We start from the raw sequence: 14,174 nt of genomic DNA, 5'->3' as shown, positions 1-14,174 counted from the left end.
TATTTCAGGACTTCTCTGGCTGATCGCTCCAGCAGCGCGGGCGTCGCCAGACCGTGAATTCCTGCGCTATTGATCGCTGCACTACTGATCGCTCCGCAGTCCTGTATCCATCAATTTCGGCGCCCGACCCGTCCAACTGAAATCTGGCAACGAACACCGTTGTAGTGCTCGTGAACCGCGCAGGCATCACACGCGTGTATCGAGCATCCGTACCAGCGTCCGGGCTGTCGCTGTCGCCGGCCGAACAGTGCGCACGATCCGCAGCCCGGCCGTCGCCAGGAGAGGAAGCCATGGCAGAACAACTCAAACCGCATTTTGCGGATGTCCAAGCGCACTACGACCTCTCGGATGATTTCTTCCGGCTGTTCCTGGATCCCAGCCAGACGTATAGCTGTGCATATTTCGAGCGTGACGACATGACGCTGGAACAAGCACAGATGGCGAAGATCGACCTGGCGCTGGGCAAGCTGGGCCTGACGCCGGGGATGACAGTGCTCGATATCGGCTGCGGCTGGGGCGCCACCATGCGGCGCGCGATCGAGAAGTACGACGTGGACGTCGTCGGGCTGACGCTGTCCAAGAACCAGGCCACGCACGTAGAGCACCTGCTGGGCGGGTTGGAGACGACACGCTCGCGCCGCGTGCTGCTGGAGGGTTGGGAGCAGTTCCGCGAACCTGTCGACCGGATCGTGTCCATCGGCGCGTTCGAACACTTCGGCCACGATCGCTATCCGGCGTTCTTCCAGATGGCCTACGACGCCCTTCCGGCCGACGGCGTCATGCTGCTGCACACCATCTGCGGCTTCGACCCGCGGAACGCCAAAGAACTTGGCATACCGCTGACTTTCGAGTTGGCCCGGTTCATCAAGTTCATCACGACCGAGATCTTTCCGGGCGGACGACTGCCGACAACCGAGATGGTGCAACAGCGTGCCGGCGAAGCCGGGTTCACCGTGACCCGGGTGCAATCACTGCAGCCCCACTACGCACGAACGCTGGACCTGTGGGCCGAAGCACTGCAAGCGCACCGCGACGAGGCCATAGCGATGCAATCCGTGGAGGTCTACGACCGGTACATGAAGTATTTGACCGGCTGCGCAAAGGGTTTCCGGCTCGGCCAGGTCGACATCAACCAGTTCACGCTCGAAAAGTCGTGATTTGTGCCCGATTCGGGTCGCTGACCGCACCGAATCGTGCACAAATCACGACAACGAGACCATCAGGTGCCGAAGCCCGGTGTGGCGGTTGCTCCGCGTCCATTCCGGTGGCTCGACAACCTGGATGTCCGGGAACCGGGTCAGCAGTTCCTCGAACAGCACCCGCAGCTCCAGCCGGGCCAGGTTGGCGCCCAGACAGTAGTGCAGACCCTGCCCGAAGCCCAAGTGCGGGTTGGGTTTCCGGGTCACGTCGAAGGTCATGGGATCGGTGAACACCCGCTCGTCGCGGTTGGCCGACCCTTCCCAGACGACCACCTTCTGCCCCGCCTCGATGGTGCATCCACCCAGCTCAACAGTGCGCGTGGCGGTGCGACGCTTCGACGGTGACGGCGACGTCCAGCGCACCATCTCCTCGATCGCCGAGGGCAGCAGCGACAGGTCCGAGCGCAGCAACGCCAGCTGAGATGGGTTCTCGCACAATGCCAACAGGCCGCCGGCGACCGAATTACGGGTCGTTTCGGCGCCGGCGCTGAACAGCAGGTTGAAGAACAGGTAGACCTCGAGGTCGGACACACCGTCGGCGTTGGCGACCACCGACAGCATGTCGTCAGTGGGCTCCGCCCGCTTCGCGGCGATCAGCTCCATGCCGAAGTTGTACATCCGGGATCCGGCTTCCTCCACGGACAACCGGGTGATGGCAGCCGTGCGCGAGCCGCCGAAGTCGAAGCTCGGCTCGATGGCCTCGAACAGCCAATGCCGTTGCGACTCAGGGATACCCATCAGGATGCAGATCATCTGCATCGGCAGCTCGGCGGCGATGTCGACCAGGAAATCAAAAGGCTGTGACGGCACAACCGCGTCCAGCAGCGCCTGGCTGCGCACCCGGAGGTCGTCCTCGACCCGCGCGATCATCCGCGGCGTCAGCCCCGACGACACCAGCCGCCGGATTTCCGCGTGCCGCGGGTCGTCCATCATGTTGAGCACCTGGCCGGCGATGGACAGGTCCTGGATCAGCGTCCCGCCGAACGGCCGGGATCCGCCTGTCACCGACGAGTACGTCACTGGATCACGCAGCACCGCAAGGGTTTCCGCATGGGTGGCGACCGACCAGAAACCCTCGCCGTCCGGGGTGTTCTCGGTCGGCTCATGCCAGTACACCGGAGCTTCGACGCGGTGCCGCGTGAACAGCTCGTGCGGGAAGCCCGACGCGAAGTTGTCGAGGTCGGTCAGGTCGACCCCGGCCAAGCTCCCCGCCAGGGTCACAGGATGGCGCCCGAGGTGTACTGGGCCGCCTCCGGGTACTGCGCGACCAACCGGTCCACCGCAGCCACGACCGCGTCGACCTGATCGCCGGCGGCACCGCTGAAAGCCTGCTTGTCGGCCAGCGCCGCGTCGAGCTCGACACGGTCCAGCGGAAGGCGCGGATCGCCGGCCAGCCGGTCCAGAAGGTCTGGCTCCAGACCCTTTTCGCGCATCGCCAGCGCCACGGCGACGGCGTGTTCCTTGATGACCTCGTGCGCGGTCTCGCGGCCGACGCCGGCACGCACCGCGGCCATCAGGATGCGGGTGGTCGCCAGGAACGGCAGGTAGCGGTCCAGCTCCCGCTGGATCACTGCCGGGTAGGCGCCGAACTCGTCGAGCACCGTCAGGAACGTCTCGGTCTGGCCGTCGATCGCGAAGAACGCGTCCGGCAGCGCGACCCGGCGCACCACCGAACAGAAGACGTCGCCTTCATTCCATTGCGCCCCAGCGAGTTCCGCGGCCATGGAGCCGTAGCCGCGCAGGACGACCTGCAGGCCGTTGACGCGTTCACACGACCGGGTGTTCATCTTGTGGGGCATGGCCGACGAGCCGACCTGCCCCGGCGCGAAGCCCTCGGTGGCCAGTTCGTGGCCGGCCATCAGCCGGATGGTGTGCGCGAACGACGACGGTCCGGCGCCCAGCTGCACCAGCGCGGACAGCACGTCGTGGTCCAGCGACCGTGGGTAAACCTGGCCGACGGAGGTGAAAACCTCGGTGAAGCCCAAGAATTCGGCAACTCGGCGCTCCAGGTCGGCCAGCCGCGAGCCGTCGCCACCGAACAGGTCCAGCATGTCCTGCGCTGTCCCCATCGGACCCTTGATGCCACGCAGCGGGTACCGGTCGATCAGCTCGCGGAGCCGGGTCAGCGCGATCAGCGTCTCTTCGGCAGCCGAGGCGAACCGCTTGCCCAGCGTGGTGGCCTGCGCCGCCACGTTGTGCGACCGGCCGGCCATCACCAGGTCGCGGTACAGCGCGGCGCGTTCGGCGAGCCGCGCCACCACGGCGACGCCGTGCGCGAACACCAGTTCCAGCGACTGCCGGATCTGCAGTTGCTCGACGTTCTCGGTGAGGTCGCGGCTCGTCATGCCCTTGTGGACGTGCTCGTGGCCGGCGAGCGCGTTGAACTCTTCGATGCGCGCCTTGACGTCGTGCCGGGTCACGCGCTCGCGCGCGGCGATGGACGCCAGGTCCACCTGCTCCAGCACGCGCTCGTAGTCGGCCAGCACCCCGTCGGGCACCGACACACCCAGCTCGGACTGCGCGCGCAGCACGGCCAGCCAGAGCCGGCGTTCGGCGACGATCTTGTTCTCCGGCGACCAGATGGCCACCATCTCGTCGCTGGCGTAACGATTGGCCAGCACGTTGGGGATGCTCACGGAGCTACAGCCTACTAAGCCCGCTTATAGGGCGACCCGGCGTTCTTGGTCGAAGGGGGCCAAGACGTCGATGACGTCCACGAGGGTGGCCCGGGCCGTCGCCCGGGGGCCGTCACCATCGCTCACCATCGAGGCCACCACTGCCCCGTCCACCGCGCAGACCAGGGCCGTCAGCAGTTCGGCCCGCACCGAGCGCCCGGACCGCTCCACCACCTCGATGACAGCGTCGGACCGCTGCTTGAGGATGCGTCGCTGCACGTCGCGCAGCCCGGGCTGGCGGGCACAGGCGATGTACCGCTCGTAGCGGGAGATCAGCTGGTCAGATGCCCGGTTACCGTCGCCGACCAGCAGATCGACCAGCAGATCCGCCGTCGCGTCCGCCCCGCGGCGGCGCCGCGACAGCGTCGCGACCCGAAGGCGCAGCTGCTGCGATTCGGATTCTCCGACGTGCTCGACGGCCTTTTCGATGAGGTCGTCGAGGGACGAGAAGTAGTACGTGGTGGAGGCCAGCGGCAGCCCGGCCCGCTGCGCCACCGCGCGGTGCCGGACGGCGTCGAACCCGCCCTCACACAGCAGCTCGGCGGCGGCGCTGACCAGCGCATACCGCCGTCTTTCCCCCTTTGGGGTCACTGCTGTCATCACCCTGTAAATGCTGCCAGGAATGGTCTCGCGGCGATCACGATTTCACGTAATCCATTAGGCAATGCTCAGAAATGCCGATGGCATGATGGCGGCCATGGCAGAGCTGACCCGACGTGCCGTCCTCCGTCTCGGAGCCGGCGCCGCTGCAGGGGCCGCCGGCGCGTTCGCGTTGGGGTCGACGTTCAACCGCCCGATGGTCACCACAACGCCGGTGACCATGACGAGCGTCGGATCGCCTCTCGCGCCACCGCCGCTGGCCCCGCAGGCACAGGAACCCGCACCCACCTACGTGGCCGGTTCGTTCGTCTCACAGGCCCGCGGCGGTATCTCCACCAACTGGGCCATCGCCCGCCCGCCCGGCCAGACGGCGCCGCTGCGCCCCGTGATCGCGCTGCACGGGAAGGGCAGCGACGCCGCGACGGTCATGGCCGGCGGCGTCGAACAGGGGCTCGCGCAGGCCGTAGCCGCGGGCCTGCCGCCGTTCGCGGTGGTCGCCGTCGACGGCGGTGGCGGCTACTGGCACAAGCGGGCATCCGGTGAGGATTCAGGCGCGATGGTGCTCGACGAGCTGATCCCGATGCTGTCCTCACAGGGCCTCGACACTTCGCGCGTGGGTTTCCTCGGCTGGTCGATGGGCGGGTACGGCGCGCTGCTGCTCGGCGGCCGGCTCGGGGCGGCCCGGACGGCGGCGATCTGCGCCGTCAGCCCCGCGCTGTGGACGTCGTCGGGCGCGACGGCTCCGGGCGCCTTCGACGGCGCAGCCGACTACGCGGCCAATTCAGTGTGGGGTCTGCCCGGGCTGGCCGGCATCCCGATCCGGATCGACTGCGGCGACAGCGACCCGTTCTACTCGGCCACCAAGCAGTTCATCGCCCAGCTGCCGAACGGCGCCGCCGGCGGGTTCTCCCCCGGCGGGCACGACGGGTCGTTCTGGAGTTCGCAGCTGCCGGCCGAGATCTCGTGGCTGGCACCCCTGCTCGTCCAGTGATTGCGCAAATCCCGGTTAGAGCGAGATGCGGCCTTCGGCGGCGGCGAGGCCGATGTCGGTCCGGAAGTGGCTGCCCGGCAACCGAATCGACTCGATGATTCGGTAGGCCTCGGCCCGCGCGGCGGCCAGGTCCGCGCCGGTGCCGACCACCGACAGCACGCGGCCGCCGGAGGAGACGACGCTGCCGTCGTCGCGGCGGGTGGTGCCCGCATGCAGCACGCCGGCGGTCTCCGATCCGGTGATCACATCCCCGACGCGGGGGCGGCCCGGGTAGTTCTCGGCGGCCACCACGACCGTCACCGCCGAGCCGTCTTTCCACTGCAGCGCACCGAACGTACCCAGCGTGCCGGTCGCGGCGGCGTTCAGCAGCGCGCCCAGCGGGGTCTCCAGCAGCGCCAGCACGGCCTGCGTCTCGGGATCACCGAAGCGGCAGTTGAATTCGACGACAGCCGGCCCCTTCGAGGTGATGGCCAGGCCGGCGTACAGCAGCCCGGAGAACGCGCTGTCACGCCGAACCAGTTCGGCGGCAACGGGTTTGACGACCTCGTTGACGATCTGGTCGACAACCGCGGCGGGCAGCCACGGCAGTGGCGTGTAGGCGCCCATGCCGCCGGTGTTGGGGCCGCTGTCGTTGTCGCCGACGCGCTTGAAGTCCTGGGCGGGCAGTAACGGCACCACGGTCTCGCCGTCGACGACGCAGAACAGCGACACCTCAGGTCCGTCGAGGAAAGACTCGAGCAGCACCGGGTGGCCGGACTCGAGCAGTTCGGCGGCGTGCGCGCGAGCGGCATCCCGGTCGGCCGAGACGACGACGCCCTTGCCTGCGGCCAGACCGTCATCCTTGACGACCCATGCCTGCTGGCCGGCGGGCGGTCCGAAGCGGTCCAGTGCGGCGTCGAGGTGTGCGGGGTTGTCGACGATCTCGCTGGTCGCGGTGCGAACCCCGGCGGCGGCCATGACGTCTTTGGCGAACGCCTTCGAGCCTTCGATGCGCGCGGCGTCCTTACTCGGTCCGAAGCAGGCGATGCCGGCCGCGCGCAGGGCGTCGGCCACGCCGAGCACCAGCGGCACCTCGGGGCCGATCACGACGAGGTCGGCGGCCAGCTTCTTGGCCAGCGCCACGACCTCGTCGGCGGCAGTGATGTCGACGTCGTGCTGCTCAGCGACGGCGGAGGTACCGGCATTGCCGGGAGCGACGGCCAGGTAGTCCACCTGGGGGTCGCGGCTCAGGGCGAGCAGCAGGGCATGTTCACGGGCACCAGAGCCGATCACGAGGACGCGCACAGCCACACCCTAATCTCCAGGCGGGCCCGTCCTAAACTGGACGGGCCCGACGCACGCGAGGAGGTCTGCACCGGTGGAACCGCTGGATGCCTTCCTGCTGATGTGGGAACGGGCTCGCGCTACTTTCGGTGAAGGCGTTCCGCATGACCGCACCGAGTTCGACAAGAGTGCCGAGCTGCGCGGGTTGCAGGACCAGGTCAAGGCGGCAGGTCCGGGATCGCACTGGAGCGGCGCGGCGGCCGACCGCTACGCCGAGGCCAACGACAGGCACGCCCAGGCCCTCGGCCGGATGGCTGACCTCGACAAACGCCTGGGCGACGAGCTCGAGCGGTCGGCGGACGTGGTCAACGGCGGGCGCCGCGAACTCGACGCGCTCAAGCACTGGGTGACCGACCTCGCCGACGAAGCCAAGAAGACCCCGACTGCCGCCGCCGACCACGCGCTGTGGGCCGCGATCGGCAAGGCCAGCGGCGACGTCGCCGACATCATCGCGCGCTCCCACACCGACCTGTCGGGGGTCGCCGGACGGATTCAGAGTCTCGACAGCGAGTTCGACGACTTCTGAGCGGCGCTAGACCACCGTCAACGGCAGGGACTTGCGATCCTCGAAGACCCACGCCGCTCCGCTGCTCACCTTGCACACCGAGACCTCGCCGAGTTCCTTTGCCGGGGTGTCGGTTTCGATGAACCGCACGGTCCAGTCGCTCGCGTCGCCGGAGACTTCTGCGCGCAGCAGCGGGTTGACGGCCGTTGCGATGGCCTGCAGCGGTAGATCGGATTCCGGGGAGATCAGCGCGATCCAGGCGCCGTCCTCGTGCGCGGGTGACGGGTGCACATGCGCCTCTTCGCCCGAAACATCAACGGACACATACGCGGCCGGGTTGAGAAGCGGATGCAGCTCCAGCACCCGCAGCGCGCCGGCAGCGTCGTTCGACAATCCCAGCACCTGCTGGATGCGGCCGGCCGCGACCCCGGAGATACCGATCAGCGACTTCGTCCGGATCGACCGTTCCTTCTCTACATCGCCGTTGCAGCGCGCCCGGACGGCCAGTGCGAACGACAACACCAGCAGGTGCATCTGCAGACACACCTCATCGGCGATACGCACCAGCGCCGAGTGCGAGAAGGCCCAGAAGTCGACGTCGCTCACCAGCGGGCCGGAGTAGTCGGCCAGCCCCTCGTCCGCGGGATCGATGTCGTCGAGCTCGCACCGGTACGCATTGGTCGCGCCGATGATGTCGAGCTGCGGGATGAATCCGACCTCGGGATACGACTCATCGATGATGACGGTCCAGGCGCAGGCCGGCGTCCGGTCCGCCGGCACCCGCGGCGGCCGGTGGATGGGCCGCACCTGGCAGCGCCGGTTGGTGGCCAGCGCCGTCGCGTCGAACGTCGGGTCCTCGATGTCGTGGCACATGCCGCGCACGTAGTCGGGGCCCATGGGCTCGACGTCCATGAGCGCGCCGCAGTGGTCCAGGTGGAACTCGCCGTGCCAGCGGTCGTGCACGGTGTACCGGAAATCCATGAACTGCGGCGGCGCACCGATGTCGAGCTGCAGCCCCTTGAAGATCGTGATGACGTCCACGCCTTCGTATTTCAGCGCCTTCTGCATCCGCTTGGTGTAGAGCGGGCTGGACCCGGCCCACTCCTCGATGGCGACCTGCAGCATCTCTTCACGACCGAATTCGACGATGCACCAGGCCATTCCGGCGCGGTCGATGAGCTGGCCGATCAACAGCAGCTCCGGCACCAGGGCCGCGAGCTGCGCCCGCGACAGCGACGCGTACCTACTTGTCATCGAGCTCGCTCCCGGTGGTCATCTTGACCGCGGCGTTGACGTTCGCCTTGCGGTCCTCGGCGAGCCCCTTCTCGGCTGCTTTGCGCCGCCGGGCCACCACCTTGGACACGGCGCCGTTGAACGCCGAACCGAGCGGGAAGCCGAGGTACTGCGTGAGGAAGATGCCGATGTCCTTGAGCTCGGCCTCGGTGAACTCGTCGTTGAGCAAGGCGGCGTTGATCTGAATCTCGGCCAGATCTTGCGAGCCGACGGCCGTGACGCACGTGAACGTCATCAGCCGCTTTTCCCGCATGCTCAATCCGGGCTTGCTCCAGATGGTGCCGAACAGGTGGTCCACGGTGAGGTCGAAGTACGGGTCACCCTCGATGTTGGGCATCTCCCAGCCGTAGACCTCGTTCATCTTCGCCAGGCCTTTGGCGCGCAACTCGTCCATCATGACTCCTTCGAATGCGGTACGCCGAGGCCCTCGGCGAGGTTGGCCAATGCCAGCTCGGCAAGCGGAAGCTCGACTCCCACAGCAGAACCCAATCCGAGGGCCAGCGTGAGGTCCTTCTCCGCCAGCCCCCGGGTGTGGACGAACATGTTGTAGAGAAAGTGGTCGGGGGCCAGCGGCTTGGTGTCGTCGCGCGCCATGATCGCACCGGGGCCGCCGGACTGCGCATCGCTGTGCCGCACGACACGGCCCAGCTTCTGCAGGTCGATGCCGGAGGCCTCGGCCAGCTTCTGCGCCTCGCACGCGGCGGCAAAACCGATGAAGGTCAGCATGTTCCGGGCCAGCTTCATCTTGGTGCCCGCGCCCGGTTCGCCGGCGCGCACCACCAACGACGCCCACTGTTTGAAGACGGGCTTCACCTTGTCGTAGGCCTCGTCGTCGGCCCCGACCATGACGGCCAGTTCGCCCTTGCTCGCGGCCCCGGCACCACCGCTCACCGGTGCGTCGACGATGTGAATCCCCTTGGGCCGCAGTTGCTCGGCCAGCTCGACCGCCGTCGTCGGCTCGATCGTGGAGTGGATCGCGATCACCGTGCCGGGCTCGGCGTGTTGGGCCAACTGTGCCACGACGTCCCGGACCTGCTCGTCGTTGAGCACGGTCACGCTGATCACGTCAGCCTTGGCCACCTCCGCGACGCTGTCGGCCACCGTGGCGCCCAGTTCCGCGAACGGCGCCATGGCCTCGGCACGCATGTCGAAAACGATGAGCCCGCCCGGCCATTCGGCCAAGCGCTTGGCCATCGGCGCGCCCTGATTGCCGAGACCGATATACCCCAGTGTCACGTCAGAACTCATGACCGGATGATCTGTCCGCCGTCGACATTGAAGATCTGCCCGGTGATCCAGCTGGCCTCGTCGGACAGCAGGAACAGGCACATGCCGGCGAGGTCTTCCGGGGTGCCCATCCGCGCCAGCGGCAGGGTCTGCACAATCTGCTTCACGATGGCCTGCGGGGTGGTGGTGCGGTTGGCCTCGGTGTCGATGGGTCCCGGCGCGATCGCGTTGATGCGGATGTTGCGCCACCCCAGCTCACGGGAGAGTTGCTGCGTCAGGCCGTTGATCCCGACCTTCGCCAAACCGTAGAAATTGGCGTAAACCCATGCTGCCGTGGAGGACTGGTTGACGATCGACCCGCCGCCGCGCTTCTCCATGTGCGGAAAAACCGCGCGGGTACACACCAGCGCACCGTCGAGGTTGACGCTCATGAACTTGCGGTAGTAGTCCCAGTCCACGGTCAGCAGGCCGTCGAGTTTCATGCCACCGAAGATCGCGGCGTTGTTCACCAGGTAGTCGATGCCGCCGAACTCGGCCACGGCTTGCGCCGCCATGTCATTGGCCGAATCGATGTCGGAGACGTCGACGCGTACGGCCAGGGCCTTGCCGCCTTCGGCCTTGATGCCGGCGGCAACCTTCTCCGCGCCTTCGACATTGATGTCGGCGATGACCACGGCGGCGCCTTCGCGGGCCAGTGCCTCGGCGTAGACCTGACCGATGCCGCCGCCGGCCCCGGTCACGATGCCGACCTTGTTCTCGAACCTGCCCATGATGTCCTCTCGTCTAATTCTTGTGAGCCAAAGGTTTTGGTGTGCCGGCGGCTAGGTGGCCAGCGTGGCGATGCACTTGGTCTCCAGGTACTCCTCGAACCCGGCGACGCCCATCTCCCGGCCGTTGCCGGACTGCTTGTAGCCGCCGAACGGCGCGTCGGCGGAGTACCAGACGCCACCGTTGACGTTGACGGTGCCGACGCGCAGCCGGGCTGCCACGCCCGCCGCACGCTGCGGGTCGGCCGAGAACACCGTGCCGGACAGGCCGTACGGCGAGTCGTTGGCGATGCGGACGGCGTCGTCGTCGCCGTCGTGGGCGATGACGGTGAGCACCGGCCCGAAGATCTCCTCGCGGGCGACGCGCGCCGAATTATCCAGTCCGGCAATGACGGTCGGTTCGATGAAGAATCCGGTGTCACGGTCCGCAGGACGGCCGCCACCGCAGGCGAACGTGCCACCCTCCTCGATCGCGAGGTCGAGGTAGCTCTGCACCCGGTCGCGCTGGCGCGCCGAGATCACGGGGCCACAGACGGTCCGCGGGCTGGACGGATCGCCGGGCTTGATGCCGCCCATCGTCCCGGCCGCAGCCGCGACCGCCTCGTCGTAGCGGGCCCGCGGCACCACCAGTCGCGTCGTGATCGCGCAACCCTGGCCGGCGTGCATCGATGCCGTGAACGCGGCCATCGCACAGGCGCCCGCCACGTCGGCGTCGTCCAGTACCAGGAACGCCGACTTCCCACCGAGTTCCAGGAACACCTTCTTGATGGTGGCCGCGGCGTCGGTCATCACGGCGCGGCCGGTGACGGTCGACCCGGTGAACGAAACCATGTCCACGTCAGGGTGTTTCGACAACATGGCACCGACGCCGTGGTCACGGGACGTGACGATGTTGACGACACCCGCCGGGAAGTCCGTGTGCTCGGTGATCAGTTGGCCCAGCACCGCAGCGGCCCACGGGGTGTCCGGTGCGGGCTTGAGGATCAGGGTGTTGCCCGCCGCCAGTGCCGGCCCGACCTTGGCCAGATTGATCTGGTGCGGGAAGTTCCACGGCGTGATCGCGCCGACGACGCCGACGGCCTCGCGCGCAATGGTCCGGTTGGTCGGAATCCCCTGCGGGGTGGCGTGTCCCAGATCGGTGGTCCACTGGTAGCTCTCCGCGGTGTCGGCAGCGAAGCTCAGGTCTTCGATCGGCCCGTCCAAGTGTGCTCCGGCGGTGAGCATCCGGGGTGCACCGACCTCCGAGATGGTCAGCTCACGCAGTTCGTCGGCATGGTCACGCATGGCCTGCTGCAGCTGCCGCAGGCAGCGCACCCGCAGTTCGACATTGGTGGACCAGTCGGTCTCGTCGAAGGCGCGCCGCGCGCCGTCGATGGCGTCGGCCATGTCCCCCACCGTGGCATCGGCAGCCACGCCGAGGACTTCCTCGGTCGCGGGATTGACGGTCGGGAACGTACCGCGCGACCCCGGTACCAATTTTCCGTCGATGAGAAGGCGGCTTTCGCGATCACCCAACAAGGCCATCTGCACTCCTGCCCACTGGACGAAGTCCAGCAATGTGATTTTGATTGGACAGCTGTCCGACAATGTTCAGTCGAACCATAACCTCACCGGCCGCGGAGTAGCAAGGGTCCCGCGAGACCGGCGCTGCTGATATCGGCGTAAATGCCGATTTAACTGGTTATTTAGGCCACCACCTTGCTTCCTTAACGCGCCATCGGCTAACTTGGACATGTGTCCAGCGATGCAGTGGCCGCAGTCACAGATACGGGCCAAGAAGCGGACGACCAGCCGCGTAACCGCCGCCAGGAGGAGACCTTCCAGAAGGTTCTCGCCGCCGGCCGCGAGATGCTCCGGGAGTCGTCCTATGCCGACCTGACGGTGCGCGCCGTTGCCGCGCGCGCCAAGGTGGCACCGGCGACCGCCTACACCTACTTCTCGTCCAAGAACCACCTCATCGCCGAGGTGTACCTGGACATGGTTCGACAGGTGCCGTACTTCACCGACGTCAACCAGTCGATGGCCAGCCGCGTCGAACAGGCACTGCGCAGCCTTGCACTGGTCGTGGCCGACGAGCCCGGCGTCGCAGCCGCCTGCACAACAGCCCTGTTGTCCGGCGACGACGAAACCGTCCGCAAGGTGCGTGACCGCATCGGTGGTGAGATCCATCGTCGCATCCGCTCGGCCGTCGGTCCCGATGCCGATCCCCGACTGCTGTCGGCCCTGGAGATGACGTACTTCGGCGCGCTCGTCAACGCCGGCAGCGGCGTCTACACCTACCACCAGATCGCTGACCGACTGTCGTATGTCGTCGGACTTATCTTGGGAGACAACGCATGACAGCCAACACATCCCCGTCGCTTCGCTCGCCCCGGCAAGTGGAGCTGCTGATCGATCCGTACAGCTACGACTTCCACGAGGATCCGTATCCGTACTACCGGCGGCTGCGGGACGAAGCGCCGATCTACCGGAACGACAAGCTCAACTTCTGGGCGCTGTCCCGGCACGAGGATGTGCTGCGAGGTTTCCGCAACAGCACGGCCCTGTCGAACAAGCACGGCGTCTCACTGGATCCGATCTCACGTAACGACGAAGCCCACCGCGTGATGTCCTTTCTGGCCCTTGATGATCCGGCGCACCTGCGGCTGCGCACCCTGGTGTCCAAGGGCTTCACGCCGCGGCGCATCCGCGAGCTGGAGGGCCGGGTCACCGAGATCGCCGTCCAGCATCTCGACGAGGCGTTGCAGCAGGACAGCTTTGACTACGTCGACGACTTCGCGGGCAAGCTGCCCATGGACGTCATCAGTGAGCTGATGGGCGTTCCCGACGTGGACCGGGTTCGCATCCGTGCCCTGGCCGACGGTGTGATGCACCGCGAAGAAGGGACGGCCGACGTCCCGGCGTCCGCCATTGCCGCATCGGGTGAGCTGCTGATGTATTACGCCGACATGGTCAAGCAGCGCCGCAAGAGTCTGTCCGACGATCTCACCTCGGCGCTGGTGGAGGCCGAGATCGACGGCGACAAGCTCACCGATGACGAGATCATGGCCTTCCTGTTCCTGATGGTCATCGCCGGTAACGAGACCACCACGAAACTGCTTGCCAATGCGGCGTATTGGGGATACAAGAACCCCGACCAGCTGGCCCCCGTCTTCGACGACCACGAGCTGATCTCGCCGTGGATCGAGGAGACGCTGCGCTACGACACCTCCAGCCAGCTGCTGGCCCGGGCCGTCGTCGAAGATCTCGAGTTCTACGGCACCACCGTCCCGGCCGGTGAGGTGCTGGTGCTGCTGGCCGGTTCGGCCAACCGCGACGAGCGGGTGTTCGACCAGCCCGACGAATACCGCATCGGCCGCGACATCGGTTCGAAGCTCGTGAGTTTCGGCAGTGGCGCCCACTTCTGCCTGGGCGCCCACCTGGCTCGAATGGAAGCCCGGGTCGCCCTCACCGAATTGTTCAAGCGTATCCGCAGCTACGAGGTCGACGAGGACAACTCCGTCCGCGTCCACTCGAGCAGCGTCCGCGGATTCGCGCATCTCCCGATTGCGGTGTCCCACCGCTGAAGCCCATGGCGGTAGCCCACCGCTGAAA

General features: G+C 67.1%; 14 protein-coding genes. 5 read left to right on the top strand and 9 right to left on the bottom strand.

Annotated features, from left to right (window positions below):
* Window positions 1-290: 290 nt before the first annotated feature.
* Window positions 291-1,157, top strand: a complete 867-nt coding sequence (locus AC3WTE_RS03170) for a cyclopropane mycolic acid synthase family methyltransferase (protein ID WP_492435595.1) — start codon at window positions 291-293, stop codon at window positions 1,155-1,157.
* Window positions 1,158-1,202: 45 nt separating this feature from the next.
* Here AC3WTE_RS03170 and AC3WTE_RS03165 read toward each other — a convergent pair whose 3' ends face one another.
* From AC3WTE_RS03165 to AC3WTE_RS03155, 3 genes are read right to left on the bottom strand one after another with little or no spacing between them, the layout of a single operon-like run.
* Window positions 1,203-2,420 (bottom strand): cytochrome P450, encoded by a 1,218-nt coding sequence (locus AC3WTE_RS03165; protein ID WP_492435593.1) that lies wholly within the window; start codon window positions 2,418-2,420, stop codon window positions 1,203-1,205.
* Window positions 2,417-3,835, bottom strand: a complete 1,419-nt coding sequence (gene purB, locus AC3WTE_RS03160) for an adenylosuccinate lyase (RefSeq protein ID WP_492435592.1) — start codon at window positions 3,833-3,835, stop codon at window positions 2,417-2,419. Before purB ends, AC3WTE_RS03165 begins: the two co-directional genes overlap by 4 nt.
* Before the next feature lie 24 nt (window positions 3,836-3,859).
* Window positions 3,860-4,474, bottom strand: coding sequence for a TetR/AcrR family transcriptional regulator (locus tag AC3WTE_RS03155; protein ID WP_492436264.1), 615 nt, complete (start codon window positions 4,472-4,474; stop codon window positions 3,860-3,862).
* Window positions 4,475-4,559: 85 nt separating this feature from the next.
* Between AC3WTE_RS03155 and AC3WTE_RS03150 the strand changes: the two genes are divergently transcribed.
* Window positions 4,560-5,465: an alpha/beta hydrolase gene (locus AC3WTE_RS03150; RefSeq protein ID WP_492436262.1), complete on the top strand. Its 906-nt coding sequence runs from the start codon at window positions 4,560-4,562 to the stop codon at window positions 5,463-5,465.
* 15 nt (window positions 5,466-5,480) lie between these two features.
* On the opposite strand, the gene purD is transcribed toward AC3WTE_RS03150, so the two are convergent.
* Window positions 5,481-6,749: a phosphoribosylamine--glycine ligase gene (purD, locus tag AC3WTE_RS03145; RefSeq protein ID WP_492435591.1), complete on the bottom strand. Its 1,269-nt coding sequence runs from the start codon at window positions 6,747-6,749 to the stop codon at window positions 5,481-5,483.
* A gap of 73 nt (window positions 6,750-6,822) precedes the next feature.
* On the opposite strand from purD, the gene AC3WTE_RS03140 reads away from it, so the two are divergent.
* Complete coding sequence (locus AC3WTE_RS03140; RefSeq protein ID WP_492435590.1) at window positions 6,823-7,314, top strand: EspA/EspE family type VII secretion system effector; 492 nt, start codon at window positions 6,823-6,825, stop codon at window positions 7,312-7,314.
* Window positions 7,315-7,320: 6 nt separating this feature from the next.
* On the opposite strand, the gene AC3WTE_RS03135 is transcribed toward AC3WTE_RS03140, so the two are convergent.
* From AC3WTE_RS03135 to AC3WTE_RS03115, 5 genes are read right to left on the bottom strand one after another with little or no spacing between them, the layout of a single operon-like run.
* Window positions 7,321-8,547: a hypothetical protein gene (locus AC3WTE_RS03135; protein WP_492435589.1), complete on the bottom strand. Its 1,227-nt coding sequence runs from the start codon at window positions 8,545-8,547 to the stop codon at window positions 7,321-7,323.
* A complete protein-coding gene (locus AC3WTE_RS03130) occupies window positions 8,537-8,980 on the bottom strand; it encodes a carboxymuconolactone decarboxylase family protein (protein WP_492435588.1) in 444 nt (147 codons plus the stop codon). The genes AC3WTE_RS03135 and AC3WTE_RS03130 overlap by 11 nt, the downstream gene beginning before the upstream one ends.
* Window positions 8,980-9,834 (bottom strand): NAD(P)-dependent oxidoreductase, encoded by an 855-nt coding sequence (locus AC3WTE_RS03125; protein ID WP_492435586.1) that lies wholly within the window; start codon window positions 9,832-9,834, stop codon window positions 8,980-8,982. Before AC3WTE_RS03125 ends, AC3WTE_RS03130 begins: the two co-directional genes overlap by 1 nt.
* Entirely contained in the window at window positions 9,831-10,583 is a 753-nt protein-coding gene (locus AC3WTE_RS03120; protein ID WP_492435584.1) for an SDR family oxidoreductase, read from the bottom strand. The genes AC3WTE_RS03125 and AC3WTE_RS03120 overlap by 4 nt, the downstream gene beginning before the upstream one ends.
* 51 nt (window positions 10,584-10,634) lie before the next feature.
* Window positions 10,635-12,104: an aldehyde dehydrogenase gene (locus AC3WTE_RS03115; protein WP_492435582.1), complete on the bottom strand. Its 1,470-nt coding sequence runs from the start codon at window positions 12,102-12,104 to the stop codon at window positions 10,635-10,637.
* A gap of 210 nt (window positions 12,105-12,314) precedes the next feature.
* Between AC3WTE_RS03115 and AC3WTE_RS03110 the strand changes: the two genes are divergently transcribed.
* Window positions 12,315-12,920, top strand: a complete 606-nt coding sequence (locus tag AC3WTE_RS03110) for a TetR/AcrR family transcriptional regulator (protein WP_492435580.1) — start codon at window positions 12,315-12,317, stop codon at window positions 12,918-12,920.
* The gene (locus AC3WTE_RS03105; RefSeq protein ID WP_492435578.1) at window positions 12,917-14,146 is read left to right on the top strand and encodes a cytochrome P450; all 1,230 of its coding nucleotides are present in this window, start codon (window positions 12,917-12,919) and stop codon (window positions 14,144-14,146) included. Before AC3WTE_RS03110 ends, AC3WTE_RS03105 begins: the two co-directional genes overlap by 4 nt.
* Window positions 14,147-14,174: the final 28 nt, after the last annotated feature.

The sequence above is a fragment of the Mycobacterium sp. FW102-FHT13B02 genome (genome assembly GCF_058790275.1).
This window is presented reverse-complemented; position numbering and strand designations above follow the sequence as displayed.

Coding starts and splice junctions, on each gene's coding strand:
- AC3WTE_RS03170 (WP_492435595.1), top strand. CDS start 291: ATGGCAGAACAACTCAAACCGCATTTTGCGGATGTCCAAGCGCACTAC.
- AC3WTE_RS03155 (WP_492436264.1), bottom strand. CDS start 4,474: ATGACAGCAGTGACCCCAAAGGGGGAAAGACGGCGGTATGCGCTGGTC.
- AC3WTE_RS03150 (WP_492436262.1), top strand. CDS start 4,560: ATGATGGCGGCCATGGCAGAGCTGACCCGACGTGCCGTCCTCCGTCTC.
- AC3WTE_RS03135 (WP_492435589.1), bottom strand. CDS start 8,547: ATGACAAGTAGGTACGCGTCGCTGTCGCGGGCGCAGCTCGCGGCCCTG.
- AC3WTE_RS03130 (WP_492435588.1), bottom strand. CDS start 8,980: ATGGACGAGTTGCGCGCCAAAGGCCTGGCGAAGATGAACGAGGTCTAC.
- AC3WTE_RS03125 (WP_492435586.1), bottom strand. CDS start 9,834: ATGAGTTCTGACGTGACACTGGGGTATATCGGTCTCGGCAATCAGGGC.
- AC3WTE_RS03120 (WP_492435584.1), bottom strand. CDS start 10,583: ATGGGCAGGTTCGAGAACAAGGTCGGCATCGTGACCGGGGCCGGCGGC.
- AC3WTE_RS03115 (WP_492435582.1), bottom strand. CDS start 12,104: ATGGCCTTGTTGGGTGATCGCGAAAGCCGCCTTCTCATCGACGGAAAA.
- AC3WTE_RS03105 (WP_492435578.1), top strand. CDS start 12,917: ATGACAGCCAACACATCCCCGTCGCTTCGCTCGCCCCGGCAAGTGGAG.